26 protein-coding genes are annotated in these 22,583 nt (G+C 65.2%); 16 read left to right on the top strand and 10 right to left on the bottom strand.

Going from position 1 to position 22,583, the window contains the following annotated elements; all coding sequences use genetic code 11:
• Nucleotides 1–39: 39 nt before the first annotated feature.
• The 3 genes from KXC42_RS26255 to KXC42_RS26245 all read right to left on the bottom strand — a co-directional run bounded on the left by KXC42_RS26255 (nt 40) and on the right by KXC42_RS26245 (nt 2,123).
• Nucleotides 40–255: a hypothetical protein gene (locus tag KXC42_RS26255; protein ID WP_064065084.1), complete on the bottom strand. Its 216-nt coding sequence runs from the start codon at nt 253–255 to the stop codon at nt 40–42.
• A 26-nt stretch (nt 256–281) separates the two neighbouring features.
• Complete coding sequence (locus KXC42_RS26250; RefSeq protein ID WP_064065085.1) at nt 282–473, bottom strand: hypothetical protein; 192 nt, start codon at nt 471–473, stop codon at nt 282–284.
• Between the two features lie 714 nt (nt 474–1,187).
• Nucleotides 1,188–2,123 (bottom strand): DUF2637 domain-containing protein, encoded by a 936-nt coding sequence (locus KXC42_RS26245; protein WP_245207853.1) that lies wholly within the window; start codon nt 2,121–2,123, stop codon nt 1,188–1,190.
• Nucleotides 2,124–2,454: 331 nt separating this feature from the next.
• On the opposite strand from KXC42_RS26245, the gene KXC42_RS26240 reads away from it, so the two are divergent.
• On the top strand, nt 2,455–2,898 hold the full coding sequence (locus KXC42_RS26240; RefSeq protein ID WP_147290727.1) for a hypothetical protein: 444 nt from the start codon (nt 2,455–2,457) through the stop codon (nt 2,896–2,898).
• A gap of 168 nt (nt 2,899–3,066) precedes the next feature.
• Here KXC42_RS26240 and KXC42_RS26235 read toward each other — a convergent pair whose 3' ends face one another.
• The 3 genes from KXC42_RS26235 to KXC42_RS26225 form a co-directional block, all read right to left on the bottom strand.
• Nucleotides 3,067–3,339 carry a hypothetical protein gene (locus KXC42_RS26235; protein ID WP_064064019.1) on the bottom strand — a complete coding sequence of 91 codons (273 nt, stop codon included), beginning with the start codon at nt 3,337–3,339 and terminating at the stop codon, nt 3,067–3,069.
• 378 nt (nt 3,340–3,717) lie between these two features.
• Nucleotides 3,718–3,975, bottom strand: coding sequence for a hypothetical protein (locus tag KXC42_RS26230; protein WP_064064020.1), 258 nt, complete (start codon nt 3,973–3,975; stop codon nt 3,718–3,720).
• On the bottom strand, nt 3,972–4,244 hold the full coding sequence (locus KXC42_RS26225) for a hypothetical protein (RefSeq protein ID WP_064064021.1): 273 nt from the start codon (nt 4,242–4,244) through the stop codon (nt 3,972–3,974). Before KXC42_RS26225 ends, KXC42_RS26230 begins: the two co-directional genes overlap by 4 nt.
• Nucleotides 4,245–4,431: 187 nt before the next feature.
• Between KXC42_RS26225 and KXC42_RS26220 the strand changes: the two genes are divergently transcribed.
• Together KXC42_RS26220 and KXC42_RS26215 are read left to right on the top strand one after the other, a co-directional pair.
• Nucleotides 4,432–5,319: a replication initiation protein gene (locus KXC42_RS26220; RefSeq protein WP_064064022.1), complete on the top strand. Its 888-nt coding sequence runs from the start codon at nt 4,432–4,434 to the stop codon at nt 5,317–5,319.
• The gene (locus tag KXC42_RS26215) at nt 5,316–5,579 is read left to right on the top strand and encodes a sigma factor-like helix-turn-helix DNA-binding protein (RefSeq protein ID WP_064064023.1); all 264 of its coding nucleotides are present in this window, start codon (nt 5,316–5,318) and stop codon (nt 5,577–5,579) included. Before KXC42_RS26220 ends, KXC42_RS26215 begins: the two co-directional genes overlap by 4 nt.
• Nucleotides 5,580–5,649: 70 nt before the next feature.
• Here the strand turns inward: KXC42_RS26215 and KXC42_RS26210 are convergent, their stop codons facing one another.
• Both KXC42_RS26210 and KXC42_RS26205 read right to left on the bottom strand, forming a co-directional pair.
• Nucleotides 5,650–6,660: a hypothetical protein gene (locus tag KXC42_RS26210; protein ID WP_064064045.1), complete on the bottom strand. Its 1,011-nt coding sequence runs from the start codon at nt 6,658–6,660 to the stop codon at nt 5,650–5,652.
• Nucleotides 6,661–7,040: 380 nt separating this feature from the next.
• Nucleotides 7,041–7,226, bottom strand: a complete 186-nt coding sequence (locus KXC42_RS26205) for a toxin-antitoxin system HicB family antitoxin (protein ID WP_033098656.1) — start codon at nt 7,224–7,226, stop codon at nt 7,041–7,043.
• A gap of 188 nt (nt 7,227–7,414) precedes the next feature.
• Between KXC42_RS26205 and KXC42_RS26200 the strand changes: the two genes are divergently transcribed.
• The 4 genes from KXC42_RS26200 (at nt 7,415) to KXC42_RS26185 (ending at nt 11,306) form a co-directional block, all read left to right on the top strand.
• The gene (locus tag KXC42_RS26200; protein ID WP_257606264.1) at nt 7,415–8,839 is read left to right on the top strand and encodes a cytochrome P450; all 1,425 of its coding nucleotides are present in this window, start codon (nt 7,415–7,417) and stop codon (nt 8,837–8,839) included.
• A protein-coding gene (locus KXC42_RS26195; RefSeq protein ID WP_156354424.1) for an IS3 family transposase occupies nt 8,808–10,081 on the top strand; the annotation gives its coding sequence in 2 pieces (ribosomal slippage) (nt 8,808–9,087 and nt 9,087–10,081; 1,275 coding nt in all). The genes KXC42_RS26200 and KXC42_RS26195 overlap by 32 nt, the downstream gene beginning before the upstream one ends.
• Nucleotides 10,078–10,179 carry a cytochrome P450 gene (locus KXC42_RS26190; RefSeq protein ID WP_219130678.1) on the top strand — a complete coding sequence of 34 codons (102 nt, stop codon included), beginning with the start codon at nt 10,078–10,080 and terminating at the stop codon, nt 10,177–10,179. Before KXC42_RS26195 ends, KXC42_RS26190 begins: the two co-directional genes overlap by 4 nt.
• A 74-nt stretch (nt 10,180–10,253) precedes the next feature.
• Nucleotides 10,254–11,306 (top strand): GAF domain-containing protein, encoded by a 1,053-nt coding sequence (locus KXC42_RS26185; protein WP_064064025.1) that lies wholly within the window; start codon nt 10,254–10,256, stop codon nt 11,304–11,306.
• A 216-nt stretch (nt 11,307–11,522) separates the two neighbouring features.
• Here the strand turns inward: KXC42_RS26185 and KXC42_RS26180 are convergent, their stop codons facing one another.
• The gene (locus tag KXC42_RS26180; RefSeq protein ID WP_064064026.1) at nt 11,523–11,969 is read right to left on the bottom strand and encodes a helix-turn-helix transcriptional regulator; all 447 of its coding nucleotides are present in this window, start codon (nt 11,967–11,969) and stop codon (nt 11,523–11,525) included.
• A gap of 537 nt (nt 11,970–12,506) precedes the next feature.
• On the opposite strand from KXC42_RS26180, the gene KXC42_RS26175 reads away from it, so the two are divergent.
• The 8 genes from KXC42_RS26175 (at nt 12,507) to KXC42_RS26140 (ending at nt 21,527) form a co-directional block, all read left to right on the top strand.
• Nucleotides 12,507–13,781 carry an insoluble domain protein gene (locus KXC42_RS26175; protein ID WP_147290728.1) on the top strand — a complete coding sequence of 425 codons (1,275 nt, stop codon included), beginning with the start codon at nt 12,507–12,509 and terminating at the stop codon, nt 13,779–13,781.
• A 221-nt stretch (nt 13,782–14,002) separates the two neighbouring features.
• Nucleotides 14,003–14,536 (top strand): hypothetical protein, encoded by a 534-nt coding sequence (locus KXC42_RS26170; RefSeq protein WP_257606263.1) that lies wholly within the window; start codon nt 14,003–14,005, stop codon nt 14,534–14,536.
• On the top strand, nt 14,533–16,512 hold the full coding sequence (locus KXC42_RS26165; RefSeq protein WP_064064029.1) for a cutinase family protein: 1,980 nt from the start codon (nt 14,533–14,535) through the stop codon (nt 16,510–16,512). Before KXC42_RS26170 ends, KXC42_RS26165 begins: the two co-directional genes overlap by 4 nt.
• 154 nt (nt 16,513–16,666) lie before the next feature.
• Nucleotides 16,667–18,271, top strand: a complete 1,605-nt coding sequence (locus tag KXC42_RS26160) for a peptidoglycan DD-metalloendopeptidase family protein (protein WP_245207856.1) — start codon at nt 16,667–16,669, stop codon at nt 18,269–18,271.
• 66 nt (nt 18,272–18,337) lie between these two features.
• Complete coding sequence (locus KXC42_RS26155) at nt 18,338–18,982, top strand: hypothetical protein (protein WP_064064031.1); 645 nt, start codon at nt 18,338–18,340, stop codon at nt 18,980–18,982.
• On the top strand, nt 18,979–19,578 hold the full coding sequence (locus KXC42_RS26150) for a hypothetical protein (protein ID WP_064064032.1): 600 nt from the start codon (nt 18,979–18,981) through the stop codon (nt 19,576–19,578). Before KXC42_RS26155 ends, KXC42_RS26150 begins: the two co-directional genes overlap by 4 nt.
• 10 nt (nt 19,579–19,588) lie before the next feature.
• Nucleotides 19,589–21,103: an AAA family ATPase gene (locus tag KXC42_RS26145; protein WP_064064046.1), complete on the top strand. Its 1,515-nt coding sequence runs from the start codon at nt 19,589–19,591 to the stop codon at nt 21,101–21,103.
• A 25-nt stretch (nt 21,104–21,128) separates the two neighbouring features.
• On the top strand, nt 21,129–21,527 hold the full coding sequence (locus KXC42_RS26140) for a hypothetical protein (protein WP_226949904.1): 399 nt from the start codon (nt 21,129–21,131) through the stop codon (nt 21,525–21,527).
• A 29-nt stretch (nt 21,528–21,556) separates the two neighbouring features.
• Here KXC42_RS26140 and KXC42_RS27545 read toward each other — a convergent pair whose 3' ends face one another.
• Nucleotides 21,557–21,694, bottom strand: a complete 138-nt coding sequence (locus KXC42_RS27545) for a hypothetical protein (protein WP_245207857.1) — start codon at nt 21,692–21,694, stop codon at nt 21,557–21,559.
• 19 nt (nt 21,695–21,713) lie between these two features.
• Between KXC42_RS27545 and KXC42_RS26135 the strand changes: the two genes are divergently transcribed.
• Nucleotides 21,714–22,313: a hypothetical protein gene (locus KXC42_RS26135; RefSeq protein WP_245207858.1), complete on the top strand. Its 600-nt coding sequence runs from the start codon at nt 21,714–21,716 to the stop codon at nt 22,311–22,313.
• Nucleotides 22,314–22,583 lie beyond the last annotated feature (270 nt).

Genomic DNA, 22,583 nt, shown 5'->3' with positions numbered 1-22,583 from the left:
TGGGAAGTCGCGGTGACTCCCCACCGGCGCGGAGGTGGATCAGTACTCGGCGGTGAAGACCGGCCAGTGGGGGCCGGGGCGGGTGGTCCAGCGGAGGATCGGCCGCCAGTAGGTGGTGGTCCGGTAGGCGCGTTCCTCGTGGTGGGGGCACATGACCCACTCGCCGTCGGTGTGGGTGGCTTCGGTGGTGCAGCCGTTGTAGTCGCACCACTGGTCGGGAAGCTCGAGTGTCTGGACGGGGGCGGGAGTGGTCATCGCGTCTTTCCTTCCGGGGTGGTCGGTCAGCTGAGGCCGGATTCGATTGCGGCGCTGATTTCGTCCTCGGTCATGCCTGCGGCACGGGCGGCGGCCTTGGTGTCGCGGGACTCGGCCAGGACTACGGAGATGTCCTTGCCGGTCGAGATGTTCTCGAGCAGGAAATCGATGTCGCGGCCGAGGTTGTGGAGCTTCGCGGTGATCTCTTCCTTGTTCATGCCTCTAGTTTATATCTGTTTTGATGCTTTTTCGATGTTTTGTTGGTGCTTTTTCGGTGCTTTTCAGGTGATGTCGGTCACACGCTTTTAGGCTCTGACCTGCGGTTTTGCGGGTGTATCGGGGTGGTTCGGTGACGGTGGTGGAGCGGGTACCTCGGTCGGTCGGTGCGGCCCTGGTGAACCGGGCGCGGTGACTGCCGGGCAAGGGCGGGTTTTCCCTTGCTCGGTGGTCGGCGGGTCCGGTAGGGCCGTGGTGTGGCGACCGGGCGCGGTGCACGCGGAGCAGCGGGAACCTTGGGAGGGAGGGACAGGGGTCCGGGGGCGGAGCCCCCGGGGATCGGTAGAGCCCACGCGCACGGCAGACGAGCCGGGGCACCCTCCTAGCCAGGGTGAGGGGGCACCGTCCGCCGGCCGCAGGAGCATACGTTTACCGGCCCCGAGACCAACGAGGCAAAGATCCGACTGCCACACCAACCCTCGACCACACTGCTCGTCGACACCCGAGACGACCCGAAGGGGGTCCGGGGGCGGATCGCCCCTGGTCAACACCGCAAATGCGACTCGGCGCACCGAACCGGGGGACGATTTCCGAGTTCGATGCGCCGAGGTGAGAATGACAGGCATCAGACGTGGACGTTTTTTGATGTCGGTCTGATTTTTTGTTGATTCCGATTTGACGCTGAAAAGTTGATATTTCCGATGTCTTTGTGATGCTCAGATGGTGACGGAGGTGTCGGCCTCGGAGAGCCAGCGGTAAACGGTGGCGACGGAGCGGTCGACTTCTTGGGCGATGACGGGCACCTCCACTCCGGCCTGGCGCCGGGCGAGTGCCCATTCGCGACGCTCCTCGTGAGAATGGAAGGCCGGGATGGCGTTGGTGTCGAGGTGGGTGCCGGGCAGGTGGGGCAGTGGCACCTCGAGCTGTCGGGCGAGAGGGTCAGCGGTCGCGGTGCGAGTCGACCGCGCGACCGGAGTCTCACTCGCGGTCTCGGCGTCGGCACGGTTCTCGGTGATGGTCGTGACGTGAGTCTTGGGTGCGGTCGCGTTCTCGTGTGCGGTCTCGGCGTCGGCACGGTTCTCGGTGATGGTCGTGACGTGAGTCTTGGGTGCGGTCGCGTTCTCGTGTGCGGTCTCACGGCGCGGCTGTGTCGCGGGCGCGGATTCGATGTGAGTCTCGGCGGGGTTCTCGGTGGGTGCGGCGGTGCGACGGCCGAGAACGGTCAGCGCGTGGGTGGAGGCGAGCAGTGAGATCGGCGGGAGTGTGGCGATCACGGCGGCGAGAACGGAGTTGAAGCCGGGGGTCGTGGTGAGAACGGCGTGGATCGCGTTTCCTGCGATCGAGACGGTGGCGGCTCCGATGAGAATCTTCCAGAAGAATCGTCGTGCCCGGTGGTCGTGACGTCGGGAGACGACTCCCATCGTTGCTTGCAGGATCGTTCCGTCGACGATGACGGGGAACAGGAAGGCGATCTCTCTCGGTTGGCCGGCCTGGATGCACAGGTCTCGCAGTGCGAGGAAGCTGAGAATGAACGCGGCCGCCCCGATTCCTACGGTGATGGTCACGCCTGCGAACCACATGGATCCGCTGACGGCTGTCACGTTCTCGGGCGCTGAGGTGTTCTTGTTCTTGTGTCGCTTCGTCCACTTCATGGTTCCCATAGTAACAATGAGAACCATGAGATGAGAAGGGGTTTCTCAGATGAGAGTCGCAGGTCACGACCGGATCGAGTCAGGTACGTGAGATGAGATGCCTGCGCCCGATCGGTTCTCGGGCGACTACTCCATCTAGGAGTCCTGACAGACAAGACGTGGTCCATTATTCGGATAAGAACTATTGATCTGGGCGGTTCTGCGCACGTAGTGCCGACTCAGCCCCACCCGAAACGAATGCCGTCGGTGTGTCGCCGTCTCGAGTCCATGTCATCGATAGAAGACTTCTCGTATGGGCAGTGCCGAAACGACAACACGATGGATCAGGGTGGTGGCTCTGCTGCCAGTGCTGTTCGCAGTCGCGACCTTGCTCAGCGCGCATTACCTAGACGAGCACCGCCAATCCGGCATCGGCGATGTCCTGAGTAATTGGTACTTCATCGCTGTGATCGGTTTCGTGGTGATCGTGCCGGTTCTGGTCGTCTCCCTCTGTGGGGCCGCAGCGCTGACGCGCTGGTTCCGTCTCGGTCGTCTGCTGTCGACGGTGGGGTGTACGACAGCGCTGCTAGCGACTGCCGCGCTCACCTATGCCGGTGTCACCGAAGCGCTCTCCGGCGGCATTCGGCAGCAGGACCCCAACAGCTGGACACCGTCACTGTCCGCCTTCGAGACCCTGGTGTTCACGGCACCGTTCGCCGTGATCGCCGGTGCCAATCTGTGGGTGCTCGTCCACCTCTGGGCACGCGCACCCTCGGCGCAGGGCGACAAGGCGTGAAGCCCGCGCAATCGACCGCCGGTTTACGTCCCATATATCGCGCAGCGCGAATACCAGAGGCCAGTAGCCGAGGACGCATACGAGTACGTCGGCGAGCGCACCCCATCACGTCAGCGCCAATCGGGACTCGAACTGCTTATCGGACACCGTCGATCAATGCCGCCTCGATCAGTTCGCTGCGATCAGGCCGAAGATGCCGACGATCAATCCCATGAGGCCGCAGTAGAGGAAGAAGGCCGCTCCGAGCCTGTTCTTCTCTTGCCGTTCCCTCTTGGTCACGCTTTTTCTCCGCATGTACTCGCATGCTCCGAAGCAGATGAGCGCCGCGACGATCAGTAGCCACCACAGACCCGTGAGACTTCCGGCGAGGATGCGGACGGGTTCGGGTGGGCCGTCGAAGCTGAGGTAGGTGGTTTGGGCGTAGAGGTGGGGCTCATTCACGTCGGTGGCGGTCCTTTTCTCAGGCTCGGTCAGTCGGTGGTCGGCACTGTGTCACGCGGCACCGACTGATCTTGGTGCGTCGTGGTGCGCCCCGCTATCGGCTCGACGGCGAGAACGGTGCCCGCTACGACGAGAACGACGGGGGCAACTGACATTCGGCCGACTACGGGATGGGCGTTGTTTGTGCTGGTGGAAGCGTTATCGTCGCGGATTCTCACGCACGCCCGCATAGATGATCGAGCGTTCTTCTGCACCGCTGCCTGATGTCATGGATTCCATAGTAAGAATGGGATACATGAGACGTGAGAGTCCCACCGCGAGTGAGTGGTCCTCCTCATGTCCCTCAACGCAGTTGAGGATGTGCAACGGTGGGCGCGGTCAGGTGCGATTCCAGCGGCCGACGCCGGTCTGGGCGGTGGACTTGACTTCCCCGGTGGCCGGGGTGTCCCAGCTGTGGCCGTTGTTGTGTTCGGCTTCGAGTCGTTCGATTGTTTCGAGGACGGCGGTCTCGAGGAATTCGCTGAAGGTGCTCGGCGGGAGGACTGCGCGGGTGCCGAGGTAGGCAGCGCGGATGCGTTCGGCCTGGTCGGTGTGGAAGCCGAGTTTGGGTCGCGGTGTGCGTGACGACTCGGTCATTGCTGGTCCTGTTCTCCGGGGCGGCCGGGGGCGTTGCGTCCGACGCCGGTCTGGGAGAGGGATTTGAGTTCGCTGCGGCTGGGTGTGCGCCAGGGCCGGCCTTCGTTGTGTTCGGCTTCGAGGCGTTCGGTGGCCTCGACCAGCAGGTCGGTGATGAACTCACTGAGGGTGGCCGGGGGCAGGCTGGCGCGGGTGCCGACGTAGGCGGCGCGAATCCGGTCGGCGTCGGCTTCGGTGATGTCGAAGGCCATGCGCTTCTTCCCGGTCATGGTTCTCATCGTAACTTCGGCACGTGAGGCACAGCCTCTGCCACGAGTGGACATGTTCGGGGGTGCGAAAGGGAGAAGGCGGAGCGGATACCTGATATGGCTTGGCATGACCTACCCGAACAATATCTGTATATGGCTCGGCGTGTCCTACCCGAATACTCGATCTTGGTAGTGCACAGTACTCGGCATGGAAACGGCGGGGGAGTCCCTTCTCACGGACGAGCAGTGGGGAAACGAGGTGCTCCTGCCGCATCGGCCGTTCGCGACGAACCAACTCGAGCACGGTCAGTACCGAATGAGCCGTGACCAGGCATTGATGATGCGCTACATCCAGCACTCTCCACACGCGTTGCTCGGATCGATCGTCATCGACTGTGACCACCCCGATGCCGCGATGCGGGCGTTCGAGAAACCGTCGGATCATCCGACGCCGAGCTGGGTCGCGCAGTCTCCCTCCGGGCGGGCGCACCTGGGTTGGTGGCTGGGCGACCATCGAGTCTGCCGTACCGACTCGGCACGGTTGACTCCGCTGCGCTACGCCCATCGCATCGAGCGAGGTCTGTGTATCTCCGTCGGTGGGGACTTCTCCTACGGTGGGCAGCTGACCAAGAACCCGATCCACCCTGAGTGGGAAACCATTTACGGTCCAGGGGATCCGTACTCGTTGCGGGATCTGGCGACCATCTACACACCTCGTCAGGCTCCGCGCCGGCCCGACCGCTCCGTGGGCCTGGGTCGCAATGTGACGATGTTCGACACTGCCCGTAAGTGGGCGTACCCACAGTGGTGGCACCATCGTCATGGCACCGTAGACCAGTGGCTCCAACTGGTTCTTCAGCGTTGTCACGGAATCAACAGCGAGTTCGCCGACCCTCTTCCTTTCATCGAGGTCCGTGCCACGGCGTACTCCATCGGCAAGTGGATCTGGCGTAACTTCGACGAGGGGACGTTCCGGGCGCGCCAGGCAGCACGTGGCAGCAAGGGCGGCAAGGTCATGAGCTCCGCCAAACGGGAAGCAAACAGGAAGCGGGCCACCAAGTTCAATCTGGCGACAGCATTGGAGTTCGCGCAATGAGGGGCAGCGCCCAGGCACAACAACGTCGGTCCATCACCGCAAAGGAACTGGCACGCCGGCTCGGCTCGTCGGAGCGCACTGCACGTCGCCTGATTGCCGAACCCCGAGACCAATTCCTCGAACGCGCGGAACGCCGACGCAAGCAGGTGGTCGAACTTCGCCAGCAGGGGATGAAGTACCGCGAGATCGCCGAGAAACTGGAGATGTCGACCGGAGCGGTGGGTCGGATACTGCATGATGCCCGCAAGCTCGAGGGGTAGGAGCGGCTTCCGCGTGAAACGATTCGATTCCCCTTCACCGCTGTGGTTCTGACCGGAGCGAGAATTTCGTTCAGTAGCGGTGCCGGTCGAAGCGGTCCCCGCGGGTCCGGGTGCGCATGCCCGAGCGCTGGAACAGTATCTGCCGGATCTCGGCGAGAGCGGTGGCACGGGTGTCGTCGCTGGCCGGAGGATGAGCAGCACGCCGGTCGAGTTCGGCGCGACGTTCGGCGGCGCGGCGGTCCTGGATCTCAGTGCGGCGCTCGGTGGGGGTAGGCCCTGACCACACATCGGCGAGGGCACGGAGCTGCCAGCGCAGGAAAGCGGTCGGGGACGCTAGGTGTGGGAGGCTGCGGTCGCGGCGGAACTCGGTGATCTGGTCGGCTACGTCGTCGCCGGTCCATCGGGTGGTGTCGATGCCTGCGGCGGTCAGGGCATCGGCGATCGCTCCGACGTGGTGATGGGTGGTTCCGGGGACGTAGTGGCCATTCCGATCCACGCCGCGGTATTCGGGCATCGTGGCACCGAGTCGGTCGGCCAGGCGCGCTGCGGCGATCTGAGCGTGCAGGGGTCGTGGGTCGCCCTCGCCCTCGCCCTCGGCCTTCGTCGAAGCCCGGGCGCGGCGCGTAGCGCGCGCGTTGGTGATTACTTGAGAACGAGAGATACCTGTAGAACCCAAAGGGTTCTCCGGTAGATCCGCATGATTCGGAAACTGGGGATAAACAGAAGAGTTGGCAGTGAACTTGCTGGTCAAGGCCCACACGGAAGCTGCACGAAGTTGCTTTCCACCGTGGGTGAGGCTGGCTTCGATGCGTTCGGCGATGGTGAGGTAGCGGCCGCGGACGAGCTCGACGGCGGCTCCGATGCGGCGAAGGATCTGGCGGGCACGATCGAGGACGTCGGTGCTGATGCCGGCGTACTCGGCGAGGGTGTCGCGGGCGGCGGTGAGGCTGCGGCCGGTGGATTCGTCGGCGTAAGCGGCGTGAGCGTTGGCGGCGGCGATGAACTTGTCCGGGGCGATGCGGTGCTCGTGGCAGATCTTGATGCCGGTCTCGCTGCGGGCGAAGGTGATGATCTGGCGCATCCACCCCATGCGGGAGTCCCAGACGGGGATGGGGGAGTAGGCACCATCGGCTACGCGGAGGTTGTAGCTGCCGCGACGGCGACCACGGCGGGTCTGGGGAGTGGCGCGGCCGGGACCTCGACGGTTGTCCCCGGCGGTGTGTGCGCTCCGTTGAGGGCGACACGCGGGAGTGTGATTTGAGACGGAAGTTGGCCCAAACGAGCAGCGCTCGCTAATATGCATAACGAAGGCTTTCTGGTGAGAAAGTTCGAGTGCCCGAGGAGTTTGGCGACTTTGCTCGGTCACATATTCGGTTTGGAAGACCCCTCGCTTGGCAGGCGGGGGGTTTTCTGCATCTGAGGGCGGGCTAGTTGGCGGCTAGCGGCCCTCTCTGGTGGCGTTTACACGGTTACCGCCTTGATCTCGCGGGCAAGGTCCGGTCGACCGGCTTGTAGTGCGAGCAGGTCGGCGACGTATTGGGATAGCGCGACCTTGGCGTCTTTGGCATCGTTGCGGAGCTGTTCGTGCAGCTCAGCGGGGATGCGTAGAGTCATCGCGGCGCGGTCGCCTTTATGCGGCTGTGCCATGCGTAAACCCCCGTTCTTCAAGATCGGCCCGTTGAATCTGACTCAGGTTAGCGGCTGCGAGCGCGGATGTCAGTTACCCCCGTACATCGGCGTGGCGCGTGTCGACTAGTGGGACGGCAGTCAGGGAGCCCTTGAGCGGTGGGAGGCGGCGGTGTGTCTCTCGCCGGCGGTGGGGCACACTCTCACGAATGGCGTCACCGCAGCTTTCGACGAGCAGCCCTGCGACCACCGACTCCCAGCCGATCCCGCGACCTCGATGGAGACTGCCGCTGGTGGGTGATCTGCTCAGCATCGACGTGGCCAAGCCGGTTCAGGGTGAGATGCAGATGGCGCAGGAACTCGGTGGGATCTTCGAACGCAAGATCCTCCAGCACCGGCTGATCGTGGTCTCCGGCGCCGATCTGGTGCGCGAGGTCAACGACGAGGAGAAGTGGGCGAAGTTCCTCGGCAAGCCGCTGCGCAAGCTTCGCGTCATCGCCGGCGACGGGCTGTTCACCGCGTTCAACTCCGAACCGAACTGGAGCAAGGCCCACAACATCCTCGGTCCGGGCTTCAGCCAGGCCGCGATGCGCGGCTATCACGACTCGATGCTCACCGTCGTCGGCCGGCTGGTCGACAGCTGGGACAGCGCAGCGGCCGGCGGCGAGTATGTGGACGTGCCGAAGAGCATGACGTCGCTGACCTTCGACGTCATCGGCCGGTGCGGCTTCAGCTACGACTTCGACTCGTTCGGCCGCCCCGAACCCGATCCCTTCATCGCGGCGATGAGCCGGGCGCTCGAGTACATCAACCGCTCGTCGAACGACATTCCGATCCTGCGGGCCCTGTTCGGTCGCGCGGCGCGTGAGCAGCACGAACGCGACATCGCGTTGATGCAGGAGACGGTCGATCGCATCGTCGAGGAGCGGATGCACTCCGGTGGGCAGCACGGCGATCTGCTGGATCTGATGATGCACACCGTCGATCCCGACACCGGCGAGAAGCTCAGTCCGGAGTCGATCCGCAATCAGGTGCTGACCTTCCTGGTCGCGGGCAACGAGACCACTGCGGCCACTCTGGGTTTCGCGGTTCATTTCCTGAGCCGACATCCCGAGGCGGTGGCGAAGGCGCGGGCGGAGATCGCCGAGGTCGTCGGCGCCGACGGCCGGATTGGGTACGAACAGGTCGCCAAGCTGCGGTATGTGCGGCGGGTGGTGGACGAGACGCTGCGGTTGTGGCCGGCCGCCCCGGGTTATTTCCGCAAGGTGCGTGGTGAGACCACCCTCGGCGGGCGCGTCCTGCCGAAGGGTTCGTGGGTGTTCGTACTGCTGCCGCAGCTGCACCGGGACCCGCTGTGGGGCGACGATCCCGAGCGGTTCGACCCGGATCGATTCGAGCCCGAGGCCGTGCGCAAACGGCCGGCGCACATCTTCAAGCCGTGGGGCACCGGGATCCGGGCGTGCATCGGTCGGCAGTTCGCGTTGCACGAGGCGGTGCTCACGCTCGCATCGCTGATCCGGCGGTACGACTTCGCTCCGGAACCGGGTTACGTGATCCCTCCCGGGATTTCCGGAGGGCTCCTCTCAAGGGAGGATGAAACCTATGGCAGCAGGATCGAAGCGGTACTCGGCTGAGTTGAAGCGAGACGCCGTGGACATGGTGGCCCAGTTGGTGGCCCACGGGTCGGCGGAGTGGCCGGCGATGCGCAAGACCGCAGATCTGTTGGGGGTGACCTCGGCGGAGACTGTCCGTCAGTGGGTTCGTAAGGCCCCGGCCGCTGATGCGGAAGGCGCCTCGAGGGCCGACAACGAGGAGATCCGCAGGCTCAAACAGGAGGTCGCCGAACTCAAACGGGCCAACGGCATCCTGAAAGCGGCGTCGGTTTTCTTCGCGGCCGAAATCGACCGGCCACACCGGTAATTGTGGACTTCATCCGCACCCACCAGGGACATCGGGTGGGTGCGGATGGTCTTATCTGGGGTGTCGATTCGATGTGCGCCGTGCTCTCTGAGCACGGCTGGCGCATCGCCCCGTCCACATACTACGACCACATCAACCGCGGGCCGAGCGCCCGTATGCTCGCTGACGCGCAGGTCATCGATGCGATCTTCATGCTCCGCAAGAACAAACCCCTGACCCGCGTTCTGGGCTCACGAAAGACATGGATAATGCTGCGCAGCAACGGATTAGATGTCGCCCGTTGCACGGTTGAACGGGTCATGCGGGAGATGGGATGGCACGGCGCGATCAAGAAGAAACGGGTGCGCACGACCATCCCTGACGCGGCGGCCAAGCGGCCGACGGATCTGGTCGACCGGCAGTTTTATGCCGCGGCACCCAACCGCCTGTGGGTGGCCGATTTCACCTACTGCCGCACCGAATCCGGTTGGGCGTACACAGCCTTCGTGACTGACGTGTTCGCCCGCAAGATCGTCGGCTGGAAGGTGGCCACGGAGATGACGGTGAACTTGGTGACCGATGCGATCAACAATGCGATCGACAACAGAAAACGTTGCGGGGTAGTCGATTTGAGCAAACTCGTCCATCATAGCGACGCCGGATCGCAGTATACTGCCATCGTGTTCGGGCAGCGATTGGCCGAGGAAGGGATCGCGGCCTCTATCGGCACCGTCGGGGACAGTTTCGACAATGCCCTGGCCGAATCGGTGAACTCGGACTACAAGAACGAACTGGTCGACAACCAGCCCCTGTTCCATGGAGCCACTGAGTTGTCGCTGGGCACCGCCGAATGGGTGGCGTTCTACAACCGAGAACGACCACACAGCTACTGCCACGACCTCACCCCCGACCGGGCAGAGCAACTCCACTACGATCGCATGCGCACCCTCAATCCGGAGGAAGCGCTCACACCATGAGCTCTCCGGAAACGCCGGGAGGGATCAACGAGCTCGACGTGCACGAGGCGATCACTCTCAAACCGCGGGGGTTGAAGGTCAAGCTCTCACGTCGGTGACGGAGACTGCCGACAGGTAAGTTCCCCCCCGGGCAGCCGTACTGTGCCCACGGTTCGGGGGAGGTTATAAGTCAATGGTTCTCAACGAGTGGCATTTGGTCGAGACGTTGGTCGACGGCGAGATGTCCGTTGTCAGCTGCGGCGGCGTAGTTAAGGATTGGGCGTCGGTGACCCGGCATGTTCAGCCGGCCCCCGATCTTCCGGTCACGCGGATCATCGACGAGGTGATCCGCACTCGTCGGCCGATGTCGATCGATCTGCGCTCGCGTAAGGGGGCGCAGAAGGCGTTTCACATCGAGGCGCTGCCCGTTCTCGGCCCCAGCGGGGAGGCGCACGGTGTCCAGGTATGGGTGGGGGAGCCCGGCCGGGTTCCCACCCCACCTCGTATCGCAGCTGGGATTGCGTGGAGTCTCGAGCGGATGGTGATCGGCCAGACGGTCGAAGCCTCGATGATGTCCGGGGTGCTTCCTGAAGAGCACGTTCCGGAGCGAACTCCTGCGGAGTACATCGCCAAGGCGGTGAAGTTCGACGATTCGGCGTCGTTGTTCGAGCTGGGCATCGACCCGGTGCACGGTCGCCGGTGGGAGGCTCCGATGTCAGTTCTGCACGCCGACGGGCGGGTCATGCGCTGGTACTGCTGGGGCAAGGGTCGCACTGATCCGGGCAATGTGGGACTGCGGCTGCTGTGGCACGACGTCTCCGATACGACGTCACCGGAGTTGCCGACGTTGAGCGAGCTGGGAATGCAGGAGATGCTGCGGTCAGCGGGGGTCTACACCGGCGTCTTCGTCGCCGACCTCGCCGTTCTGACGATGTGGCTGCCGGATGCTCCACCGTGGGTGTCCTGGCGAAACGTCAAGGGTGGAAACGAGATCGTGTATCCCGATGACCGGCATGTGCTGGCCGATGCACTGGCAACGTTCCGTTCGGGGGATACCGCGCCTCGGTGCGTCCGAGCTCGTCTGCGTTCGAAATCGGGCTGGCGGGCAGCACAATTGTCGATCAGCCCGTATCCCGGCCCTCTCAGCGACCGTCTCGTGCTCGTTCAGATTTCAACGATTCCGGATGAATTCGATGCGGCCACAGAGGATTTGCAGGGATCAGATCGGGGGGTGCGAGGCGGGTAGGTTGGTCCCGGACTATCAGCTGTGATCTGGTAGTTTGTCTTCCGCGTCCCCACCCGTGGGGATTTCCCGGGGCTTGCCCACTCGGCCTCGGATGTAGCACAGCCGGTTTCGGCCGCTTCCGCATATCCGCGTGAGGCGGGCTGCTATCTCCGCGGGGGGAGCTCAGACGTGGTTATCCGTATTTGTCGTACGTCGACACACAGCGTGTCGCGCGTGTCAGACGGGTGCGCCCGGCGGTCGGGTTCGGGCCCGTTCGTAGGCGGCCCGGACCTCGGCTGTGTCCACTTCCAGAGCTCGGGCCAGTCGTTCGGCTACCGGCTCTCGCAGCGAGGTTTCCCCCAGCTCGAGGCTGCTGAGCGAGGCCGTGGAAATGCCTGCTTGCAGCGCCAGCTGGGGCTGGGTCAGGCCGGCCTGGACGCGCAGATCACCCAGATACCGGTCGTGCGGGGGTATCCGTACCAGCTCGGACATCGAAACGTCGAGGGCGGCGGCGACACGGGCCAGACGGTCCACCTGCGGGGTCGCCTGCCCGGATTCCCAGGCACGCACGGCCGCCACGCTCACTTCGGCGAACCTCGCCAGGTCACCACGGGTGTAACCCTTCTCTGTCCGCAGATCGATCAGCCTCTCACGGTCGAATCCCCGAAGAGGTCGTCTCGTCATGCCCGAAACCTTTCCACGAGCCATAACACTGCCCTACAGGAATGGTTTGCGTCATCTTCCACTGGAATAGATTTTGCTGTAACGTCCCGGAATAGAGTTTCAATGAAGGGTTTCGTGGCGAAGGAGGTAATGATCGGCTGAGCCGAGGAGCGTCTGGCCGGCAGCCAGCGCGAGCCACGGTGAGGCCACCGGCAAAAAGGGAAAACCCCGGACACGTGTCAGTGATTGGCGTCGGTGTCACGTATCCGGGGTTGAACCACCTACGTACCAACCCGTCCGGGCTGACTACGCAAGCTCGGGCACCAGGTCACTACGTACGAGAACCCACTTCCTTGTCGGGCGCTGCTGTTCTGGCGTTACTCGACTGTGCGCGCCAGCAGCAGCGTTCCCGCACCTAGTCGGCGCTGCCGACACGTGCACAAGCGGACTACTTCCCCTGTGGTGACCACCCGATCTTCTCGGCCCTGACGGATCTCTTTCTCGCTCAGGTCCTTCATGCATTCGGGACTCGATTCATTCGCAGGAAAGGCGATGTACATGTCCGTATCCAACGAAGATCAGCTGGTTTCCGGCACCGGCAGACACCGGCGCCGCCGAACGACCAGTGCGGTGCTCAGCACCGCGACTCTGGCACCGGCGGCAGCCGGGTTGCTCATTGCCTTTGCGCCGACGGCAGCAGCAGCGCCGACCGGCGACTCCGGCGGCGGGCAGGCGGGCATCACGTCCCCGCCGCAGTCCGGTGGTGGGCAGGCGGGCATCACCTCCACGCCCCCCTCGACTTCTGCTCCTGCACCCTCGGCCCCTGATCCGCAGGCCGCCGAGAACTTCTGGGTAGCGCCTCCGGCCGAATACAACCGCGGCACCCGCGCCTACAACCCGCAGACCGGCGGTGGTGTGTCGATGGCGCAGTACAACGGCTATTCGGGCGGCGACTACTCCGACTACTCCGGTTACAGCGTTCCTGCTCCGCAGGCACCGGTCGTGGTGGAAGGTCCGACCCTGCCGATCGAGGCTCCGGTCAACAAGATGCGTTTCGGCCGGGTGCTCTTCGACCAGCCGAACTGGGTCTCGGACGTCGATGCCGACAAGACCAACCGCACGACCGCAGTGGTCGAAGCTATGGTCACCGACTACCACCGGTCGACCGGCATGGAGACCGAAGAGGCCGAAAAGATCGCCTCGGCCCAGGTCGCAGGCACGGCCGTAGGTGCAGCGACCGGATTCGGCACCGGCTGCCTCGCGGCCGGTGTCCCGACCGCACTGGCAGTGAGCACGGTCGCGGGCATCGTCGGGGCAGGAGCAGGCACGATGGTGCCCCTGCCGATTCCGGGGGTTGCTCCCGTGACCTCGGGCGTTGCCGCTACCGCCGCTGGTGCGGCGGCCGGATTCGGAGTCGGATGCGCGGTCGGTGGCGGACTCGGCGCACTCGGCGGCGGTCTGGCCGGGTACGGGGTCGGCACGGCTTACGGCGCGGGCGAGGATGCCACGCCGATCGAAACCGAGGTGCCCGACATCGAGGCCGAACAGGTCACAGAACAGGTCGACACCACGCTCGCGCAGTGGTCGGAGGATCCCATCGGTGCGGCTGCGGTCGACGCTGTGCAGACCTTCGCCACCGAGACCGCACCTGCGATCGATGAGCAGGTCCGCGACTTCGTTCAGGCACAGCCCGGCGGTGAGCAGGTCATCGAGCAGGTCGACCAGGCACTCGACTCGTTCTTCACCGACGCGACGCCGGGGCTGGCATCGCGCCTGGTCAGCGAGGCGGTCGGTCTGGGTCTCGGCGCGCCCGCTCCGGCAGTCGACGCCTGAGTCCAGTCGAAGAGGGAGACGAACCGATGAAGCGGAACGACCGAGCGGGCTCACCTCGGGTGTTCGATGCGACCGCACCTCGCACCCGCATGGTTCGGGAGTCGGTACCGGCGGCCGAAGAGCGCTTTTCCTCCGGGAGAACCGCGTCCGCCCGTGAGTCGGCGTCTCGAGTGGTCGCGGCGGCCGATGCCGGTCGCCGCGCCGCTCACCCGACCACGCAGGTGACCACGCGCCGCCCTGTCGGGAAGGGACTGACCTACGCCGGTCTCGGCCTCGCGGCCGTGGCCGTCGTGGGACTGGCCGGCTGGGGCATCACCGCTCTCGTCGGCGGCGGTGACGACGACGCGGACTTCGGTGGCCTGGTCCCGGACACCGCAACCGCTGCGCCGACAGCGGCCGCGGCAGCGGCAGATGACCCGTGCTCACCTGGCGAGGGTGACCAACTCTCCGGCGAAGGGGTGATCGCGGCGCTCGAACACCGCTATTACCTGCTGCGTTCGGGTGAGTCGGTGCGGGAGTTGATGGCCCCTGATGCGCCGTTGCCCGACGCGGCAATGATCCAGCAGGGCATCGACACCGTGCCGCTGGGGACCACGCACTGCCTCGAGGTCACGGCCATCGGGCCGAACACCTACAGCGCGCAGATCACCGAGGTCCGCCCGGATCGGCGCAACGAGTTCAAACAGCGCATCACAACGACCACGGCCGAGGACGGCCGAGTGATGATCCGCTCCATCGAAGAGGTCGGGTCATGAGGAAAGCAAGTCTCGCTCTGGCAGCGGCAGCAGTGACCACCGCGGCCGCGGTAAGCACACCGACGGTTGCTCATGCAGCGGAAACGAACGGGTGTGCGCGCACGATCGCGCTGATGATTCCCGGCACGACGGAAACGTCCGCTCATGCTGATCCGACCGTGCCGACGGGCATGCTCGCGGCGGTCGGTGACGCACTCGAGCAACGGTTCGGCAAGAACCTCGACGTGGTGTACGTGCCGTATCCGGGCGAGGCGTTCTTCAACGGCACGTCCTATGCCGAATCGAAGTCGCGGGGCGACAAAGCGGCAGCGGAGTTGATGGAGCGGTGCCCGTCGTCGACGTACCTCATCGCCGGGTACAGCCAGGGCGCGCAGATCGGCAACGATCTGGCCGTCAACATCGGCCACGGTCTCGGCCCCGTCACTCCGCAGCAGGTCAAGGCGGTGATTCTGCTCGCCAATCCGAAGCGGGGCACCGAGGGCGCAACGTTGATCGGCCCGCCCCTGAGCGGTCAGGGCATCGCGGGGCCGGCCCCGGAAGGGTTCGGCAAGCTCGCGGGCAAGGTGTTCGACATCTGCCACCCGGACGATGCGTACTGCAACACCGATGGTCAGTCGACGCCGTTCCTGGCGTCTCTGGGCCGGATCATCGCCAATCCGCCGGGAGCGGTCGATGTCTCTGCCGAACTCGCCTCGACTGCATCACCCCAGACTCCGACGATCACCGGCACGTCGACAGTGGCGCAATCCTCCCTGGTCGATGAGCTGTCCTCACCGGGGACCTGGCGCAACGCGGATCTGTCGGCGGTGTTCGGGGCAGCCTCGCAACTGGCCGAGTCGGTGTCTTCGCTCGATGCCGCTGGTCCGACGTCGACCACCTCAGCGGCGAACATCGCCCGCATGACGCAGCAGGCGCGGCTGGTGTCGGAGACTTTGACGCCGGTCGACCAGGCGCGACAGTGGATCGACAGCAATCCGGGCGCGCGTGAGACGTTCACCTCAGCTCCCGAGGGATCGCCGGAGGCGACCACGGCGGGCGTGCTCGACATGCTCGAGCAGGTCGATGTCCCGGCGGTGTTGTCGGCCGCCGAAGCGGTGACCGGGGTGAGCACGGCCTTGCTCAAGTCACGGGCCTCGGGGGAGTCGGTCGATGTGTCGACGCTGGCAGGGTCGGCAGATGCGCTGGTCGCGGGTCTGTCGCCGTTGGCGGCCTCGGGTCCGGTGGAGTTGCGGACAGCAACGCAGGTGCTTTCGGTAGCCAAGCCGACGACGATCATCAATCAACTGCTGGGCGTCGTCTCCGGCGTGACCTCGGTCGACTATCCGGCGGTGGCGGCCGGGTTGCAGCAGCTTCCGATCAAGATTGCCACCGGCGATGTGCACGGGGCGCACGCGGTCGCGGGCGATCTGAACAATCAGCTCTCCCCGCTGGTGAAGATGGCTGCCGGGGTGGATTTCAAGACACTCTCACGGCTGGTGGCGATGGTTCCGGACCCGTCCGGCACGGCCGCAATCGCCGCGCTGGTGCTTGATCTGCTCGGCAACGTCGATGTGATCCGCTTGGCCCGCAATGTCGGCGAGATTCAGGAAATCGCCTGGTCGGTGGCCGAAAGCGGGAACGTGCTCGAGCTGTCTCGGCTGATGCCGGTGGCGGTGGATCTGGCGCAGGTGGCTCTCGGCGTGCTCACCCCGGGCCAGAAGATGAGTCCCGATCAACTGCACGATCCGGGCGATCCGATCGGCTCGCTGATGTCGGTGCAGGCACAGGACAGTGATCTGGCCGGCCTGGGCCAGTCGGTGATGACGCTGGCGAGCAGTGACAGTGCGGCCGAGCTGGGGCAGCTGGTGGCCGAAGGATTCACCGCGGCGAGTTTCTACGCCTCGAATTCGCACATTGCGTATCCGAGCTGGTCCCCGGATGGGAGGGACAACGCGATCGACACGATGGTGAAGGTTTTCGCCAAGGCGATCGGCTGAGGCCGGTCGGTCCTGGTCAGCGGGTGGTGCCGCTGCCAGGACCGGGAGCCTTCCACTAACACGGCATCCGACCTCGGGCGGGCGGATGCGAAGTCACTCACGTGCATGGCCTGGGCGGGCTAGCGACAAGCACTCATGCAAAGGGGGTGAGAACGTGGCTTCTTCGACGACGAAAATTACGCTGGCAGCCAGCGTCGTGGCCCTGATGGGTGCGCTGGTGATGTGCGGCAGCGACAATCCCGATCCGGACAACTGCCTGCCGACGCAGGGACCGTCCCGGTCACCGAACAGCCTGCGTGCTGCCACCGGCAAGAAGGTGCAGCCGATGGTCACCGGCACCTACACGTTCACCTCCGGTTTCGGCCCGCGCTGGGGTACCTCGCACAACGGCATCGACCTGGCGGCGCCGATCGGTACGCCCTTCTATGCACCGATCGACGGAATCGTTGTTGCAGCAGGAGATTCCGGCGCGAGCGATGAGAACGGTTTCGACAACTGGATCATCGTCGACTCGGCCACCGCGGACGGGTCGACCATCTCGACGGTCTACGGGCACATGTTCCCGGACGGTGTTCTCGTCTCCGTCGGTGACGAGGTGCGCGCCGGGGATCTGATCGGCCTGGTCGGCAACGCCGGAGGTTCGACCGGACCGCACCTGCATTTCGAGGTCTGGCCCGGGGGCCGACTCGACGGCGGATCTCCGATCGACCCGATGCCGTGGCTGGCCGATGCGTCTGAACTCGACGCCCCGCAACAGCGTCCGACCTCGCCGAATGTGCAGCTGGTCGCGGCCGAGACTCCGCTCGGTGCCGGTTGCACCGGCCTGACGCGCCCCGGCGGACGCTCCCTCGCGCCGGGATCGGTCCCCGAGGAGTTCCGGGAGTGGATCGTCAAGGCGGCTCAGACCTGCGAGGCGATCGACGCTCCTTTGCTGGCCTCCCAGCTCTACGCCGAGAACCAGTTCCGCTACGGTCCCTCCTCGCCGGTGTCTCCGGCGGGGGCACGCGGGCCGGGGCAGTTCATGCCCGCAACCTGGGCCTCGATCGGCCAGGACTACGACGGTGACGGCGTGGCCGACGTGAACTCCATCGGTGATTCGGTGATGGCGATGGCCGCCTACGACTGCCAGATGTGGGAGCAGACGCAGCAGTGGCTCCGCGAGGGAAAAGTCTCAGGTGACGGCACCGAGTTAATGCTCTCGGCCTACAACTGCGGGCCGGGCAACACACTCGCTTCCGGCGGGGTGTGCGGCAACGCAGAGACCACGAGCTACGTCCGCAATATCCTGGCCGGCCGCGCTGACTTCGCCGGTGTCGACCAGCCTCGGCCGCCGTCGGTGAGTGGTTCGCGGGTGGTCGATGCAGCACTTGGATGGCTGGGCACCGATTACGCCTGGGGTGGCGGGGATGCCACCGGACCGACTCGCGGCATCGCCGATGGCGGTGTCGCCGATGAGCACGGCGACCACAACAAGGTCGGCTTCGACTGCTCGGGCCTGGTCGTGTACGCGGTGGCGCAGGCGACGGACGGAAGAATCGTTCTGCCACACCAGGACTCCGCTCAGGTCAACGATCCTCGAGGGACGCCTGTAACCGAGGCGGCGGACTTGCAACCCGGAGACATCGTGCAGCCCTACCCCGGCCACGTGTGGATCTGGATGGGGGACAACAAAGTTGTCGAAGCACCCCAGTCCGGAGAGAAGGTCCGGATCACCGAATGGACGCCCCCGAAACATGTCAGAGCCATCCGATTTAATTGATACACAACGGATTTCATACGCCAGAACATCGGAAACGATGACACACCAGGAAGGGAACATCACACCGTGAGTGAAGAGTGGGACACGGCGGAATCGGCCGTCCGCACCCTCGGATCGACCCGGACAGTCCAGGCGATGACGGCCTCGGACCTGCGGGCTTGGGCTGCGGAGAACAACCTGATGACGCGCACCCAGTGGCCGAAGATCAAGCGCGAGCTCTACAAGCAGTTCGATGTGGACTACGACGCCCTGCGAGAACGCGAGCAGCGTGAACGGGCCGAAAAGCTGGCCGCGGCCGCAACATCGGCTCCGGTGGTGTCCTTGGCCTCGGCCGGCGACGAACGTGGCTCGTTCGCCGTCGTCGGCGATGCCGACACCAGCGATGTCGCCTGGTACGGATCGTTCCACAAGGACGATCGGATCTTCCGGCCCGGCGATCAGGACTCGGCGGATGAAGCCAGCGCCGGTAAAGCCGTGTTCCTCGCTGCGAAAGTCCGCGACCACCTCGAGGTCGAGGCGGTTCGGTTGCGTCTGCGGGTGAGCAGTGAACGCATCGACGGGGTAAAACTGGCCGATCTCGCGGCAAAAAAGCAGGTCATCCTCGATCTCGAGGTGACGCCGACCGGGAATCCGGCCGAGCAGTGGTGCCTCGAACCGGGCTACGGCGAATGGCGGGCGATCCGCCTGTCGGATCTGGTGGTGGCCGAATGATCCGCCGACTGGCACTGATCGGTGTCCTCGCCGGAGCCCTAACGGTGGCCGGATGCAGCTCCGAGACCGACCAGGACCAGAGCACTACGAACTCGTCGGCACAGCCGTCGTCGACGGAGGCATGGCCTCCCACCGTACCGGCTGCACCCACCGAGCAGTCCACCCCCGCTCCGGCGGCACCGAGTGTGGACACCTCCGATCCGGGCGAGCTCGGCCGCACGGTCGTCGAGACCTGGTTCTCCTATGACACCCGTACCGACACCAATCGCAACGACGCGCCTGTGCGGGCCGCCGATCTGGGCGTGCTGACCGGCGAACTCGACGCGCAGGTCCGCGCCGATGTCCAGATCCCGGTCAAGGCCAGCGGTGAGTGGGCACAGTGGGCGTCGCAGGGCGCGACGGTCACCGCCGTGGCGGTGGAGGTCCCCAACCAGGGACAGGCCAATACCGCGACGAAGTATCACGGCATGTACGAGGTGACCAGCACGGTCACCGATTCCAGCGGCACCGAGATCGGCACAGACGTGCAGTACGTCGCCGTGGTGCTGACCGACAACGGCGACGGATGGCGCGTTTCGTCCGTCACCACCCTGTGAGGTGAGCGTGATGGCTGACATCGCTGACTACAACCACGAACCGACCATCGACCCGCGTCGGCTGCGGCTACGCCCGAACCGTCCCGCTGTCGAACCCGAACCGGCCCCGGCTCCTGAGCCTGTAACCGAGGACATCGCCGATCCGTACGGGGTCGGAGTAGATGCTCTCGCGGCCGTCGACGAGCCGATCGCGCCGACAGCAATGCCGTCCACCGGGCACGGCGCACTGTTCGACGAGGCCGCCTCACCGGCACTTTCCCAGCCTGCTCAGTGGGGTTGGCGGGGTCGGATCAATGCAGCTCTGGGAACGAAACTGGCCCCGAAGGCGGCCTCGGCAGAGACCGGCCACCGGGCGGCGGTCGAAGCGATCCAGCGAACGCTGCCGGGTTCGGGCACGGTCGCTGTGGTCAACACCAAGGGCGGAGCCGGCAAAACTCCGACGTCGATTGCGCTGGCAGCGATGCTCGGTAAGCATCGCGGCCGCGGGGTCGTGGCGGTGGATATGAGCGAGGCCGGCGGCACCCTCGGCATTCGCGCAGCGCGCACCGCACCCATCGAACGCACGGTGTGGGATGTCCTCGACAACGCATCGCGGCTGATGTCGGCCGACGTCGAGGCGGGGGAGCTGGCGGCGTATCTGCGGCTCCAGCCCACCCACGACGAGATCCTGGCCGGGGACACCGATTCTTCCTACGACGACATGCTCGGCGAGGACGAGTGCGCGGCGTTGGGCGCGGTGCTTCGTCGCCATCGCGACCTGTTGATTATCGACACAGCCACCACTCCGCAGGCCGGGGCATGGCAGTGGGCGGTGCGCCACGCCGACGTGCTGGTGGTGCCGCTGCCGATGCGCCGGGACATGGCGCAGCACGCCTACGCGATGCTCGACGGCCTCCGTAAGCGGGGGTTCGAGCATCTGGTGCGCTCTGCGATCGTGCTGCTGTGCGCGACGCCGGGGTCCGATCCGAACCTCGAAACTGCGATTGTCGACGAGTTCGACTCTCTCGGTGTGCAGACCTACGTTCGGGTCCCGTTCGAGCCGGTCTTCGCCACCGGTGAGCGGATCACGCTCGAGGCGTTGTCGCAGAGTTCGATCATCGCGTGGACGAATGTCGCGGCGATGGTGACCGATGCGCTGGCCGAGGCCATCGTCGAGCGGCAGGCCGGACTCCGGCAGCAGGGGGTACCGGCTCCGGTGGTCGCCCCGGAACCGGCTCCGCCGACGTTCGCGGCGGACGTTCCGGGCGTCGTAGCGCCCCAGCCGGCCCGGGCTCCCGAGTCGGTTCCCGCAGCTGAGCCGCCCCCGGCCCCGGTAGTGGAACCCGCTGCCGTTCCTGCTGTCCGGGTGCCTGAGACGGACCCGGCCAGGGACCTGCCCCTGGACTACCGGCCCACCGCCGAGACGGCGGAAGCGGCCCCCGAACCGGATGCCTCGAGCGAATCCGCTGCTGAGGTGCACCAACCGCCGGCCCCGGCCCGACGGCCGCAACCACCGAAGCCGTCGAGCTTCGATCCCTACGCCTGACCTTCTGTGTGAAAGGACCCCTGTGATGTCTCGCAATACCTCGATGCGGTCGCTACCTCGTAGCGTGGCCCGTGCTGCGTCCCTTCTGTCGGCCACGATCGGCACGGTGTTGCTCACCGCCGGTACCGCCTCGGCTCAGACCGACAATCCACTCGACGGAATCTCCCCTGATCTGGGGGTGTTCGGTCCTACGTTCCAGAGCACCTGGTCGCGGATTGCGGGCGGTATCTGGGGTGCGGTCCTGGCGGTATCCGCAGTCAACCTGATCATTTCGCTCTACAAGATCCGTAAGGCTCGCGCCGGGGGCTACCAGAGCGAACTGAGCGATTCGATGGATTCGGCCAAGACCGCTGGTGTGGCGTTCGGTTGCGTGGCCGGAGCCGGGATCATCGTCGGCGCCATCTTGTTCGTCGTCAACGGCTGATAGCCGATCTACCAGCACTGTTAGGAGAATCAGATGGCACCCGATTTCAGCTCGATCAAGCCGGGCTCCCAGCAATCGCCCTCGGCAACAGCAGCACCGACGCCGACATCCTCGGCGAAGACGGCAGAGACCAAAGGATGGAAGGCGGCGTTCGGCAGACTGCCCACATGGTTCAAGTACGGCCTGGTGATCCTGCTCGTGGTGACGATCCTCGGGAGCATTCTCGCGGGGTTGAGCGGCGGTAGCTCGGAGTCCGACACGGTGCGGACCGGGCACGGTCCCAACTCGATCACCAACGGTGTTCCGCATGGCTACGACCACACCGAGGCCGGAGCACAGACCGCGGCCGCCAACTTCGTGCAGGCAGTGAGCCAGATCGCCCTCGGCCGGGTGACCGCCGCCGACCTGAAAAACAACCTTGTCGGGGACGGCGCCAGCGATGCTTTGATTGCCATTGTCGAGGACAACGTCTCACACTCCGAAGACACCGTGATGAACAACATCCCGGTCCTGGTCAACGTCACGGACTACTCGGATGACCGTGCGGTGGTGTCGGTGTGGGCAGTCTCGGCGAGCCAGAGCGATCTGAGCGGCACGGGCAAGATCAGCGTCCTCACGGTTTGGTCCACGACCACGGTGACCTTGGAGTGGGAGAACGGGGATTGGAAGGCCGTCGATTGGGCGTTCCGGTCCGGACCCGAGCCCGAAGAGGTCTCGTTCCCCGAAGGGGACTCCACTCTCGCCAAATTCGGCGCGAACGGCCTCTACACCTTCTTCGTGGAGTAATCATGCGACCCCTTGTCCGTACTTTTCTTGCGGTGCTGCTGGCAGTGCTTGCGTTGGCCTCAAGTGCGATTCCCGCGTGGGCGCAGCCGCTCAGTGGCGCTGCCGAAGGGTGGCCTGCTGGGATGCCAGACGAGCTCAAGGAGTTCTTTCCCGGTCACCCGGAGTTCGAGGCGGCCGGGTGGTCGACCGATCCGGCGTGTGCGGACAAGGGTGGCGACTTCGGGCAGTACCTCGCGCAGTATCTCCGCTTCGACCAGCAAATTCTCTACT

This window comes from Rhodococcus sp. LW-XY12, from assembly GCF_019317345.1.
GTDB classification, from domain to species: Bacteria; Actinomycetota; Actinomycetes; order Mycobacteriales; family Mycobacteriaceae; genus Rhodococcus; species Rhodococcus pyridinivorans.
The sequence above is the reverse complement of the archived record's forward strand: the minus strand, read 5'-3'. Positions and strand labels throughout refer to the sequence as shown.

What these genes read in the sequence shown, in the direction of transcription:
- KXC42_RS26255 (WP_064065084.1), bottom strand. Translation starts at nt 255, where the DNA reads ATGACCACTCCCGCCCCCGTCCAGACACTCGAGCTTCCCGACCAGTGG.
- KXC42_RS26250 (WP_064065085.1), bottom strand. Translation starts at nt 473, where the DNA reads ATGAACAAGGAAGAGATCACCGCGAAGCTCCACAACCTCGGCCGCGAC.
- KXC42_RS26245 (WP_245207853.1), bottom strand. Translation starts at nt 2,123, where the DNA reads ATGAAGTGGACGAAGCGACACAAGAACAAGAACACCTCAGCGCCCGAG.
- KXC42_RS26230 (WP_064064020.1), bottom strand. Translation starts at nt 3,975, where the DNA reads ATGACCGAGTCGTCACGCACACCGCGACCCAAACTCGGCTTCCACACC.
- KXC42_RS26225 (WP_064064021.1), bottom strand. Translation starts at nt 4,244, where the DNA reads ATGACCGGGAAGAAGCGCATGGCCTTCGACATCACCGAAGCCGACGCC.
- KXC42_RS26220 (WP_064064022.1), top strand. Translation starts at nt 4,432, where the DNA reads ATGGAAACGGCGGGGGAGTCCCTTCTCACGGACGAGCAGTGGGGAAAC.
- KXC42_RS26215 (WP_064064023.1), top strand. Translation starts at nt 5,316, where the DNA reads ATGAGGGGCAGCGCCCAGGCACAACAACGTCGGTCCATCACCGCAAAG.
- KXC42_RS26210 (WP_064064045.1), bottom strand. Translation starts at nt 6,660, where the DNA reads ATGCGCCAGATCATCACCTTCGCCCGCAGCGAGACCGGCATCAAGATC.
- KXC42_RS26205 (WP_033098656.1), bottom strand. Translation starts at nt 7,226, where the DNA reads ATGGCACAGCCGCATAAAGGCGACCGCGCCGCGATGACTCTACGCATC.
- KXC42_RS26200 (WP_257606264.1), top strand. Translation starts at nt 7,415, where the DNA reads ATGGCGTCACCGCAGCTTTCGACGAGCAGCCCTGCGACCACCGACTCC.
- KXC42_RS26190 (WP_219130678.1), top strand. Translation starts at nt 10,078, where the DNA reads ATGAGCTCTCCGGAAACGCCGGGAGGGATCAACGAGCTCGACGTGCAC.
- KXC42_RS26185 (WP_064064025.1), top strand. Translation starts at nt 10,254, where the DNA reads ATGGTTCTCAACGAGTGGCATTTGGTCGAGACGTTGGTCGACGGCGAG.
- KXC42_RS26180 (WP_064064026.1), bottom strand. Translation starts at nt 11,969, where the DNA reads ATGACGAGACGACCTCTTCGGGGATTCGACCGTGAGAGGCTGATCGAT.
- KXC42_RS26175 (WP_147290728.1), top strand. Translation starts at nt 12,507, where the DNA reads ATGTCCGTATCCAACGAAGATCAGCTGGTTTCCGGCACCGGCAGACAC.
- KXC42_RS26165 (WP_064064029.1), top strand. Translation starts at nt 14,533, where the DNA reads ATGAGGAAAGCAAGTCTCGCTCTGGCAGCGGCAGCAGTGACCACCGCG.
- KXC42_RS26150 (WP_064064032.1), top strand. Translation starts at nt 18,979, where the DNA reads ATGATCCGCCGACTGGCACTGATCGGTGTCCTCGCCGGAGCCCTAACG.
- KXC42_RS26145 (WP_064064046.1), top strand. Translation starts at nt 19,589, where the DNA reads ATGGCTGACATCGCTGACTACAACCACGAACCGACCATCGACCCGCGT.
- KXC42_RS26140 (WP_226949904.1), top strand. Translation starts at nt 21,129, where the DNA reads ATGTCTCGCAATACCTCGATGCGGTCGCTACCTCGTAGCGTGGCCCGT.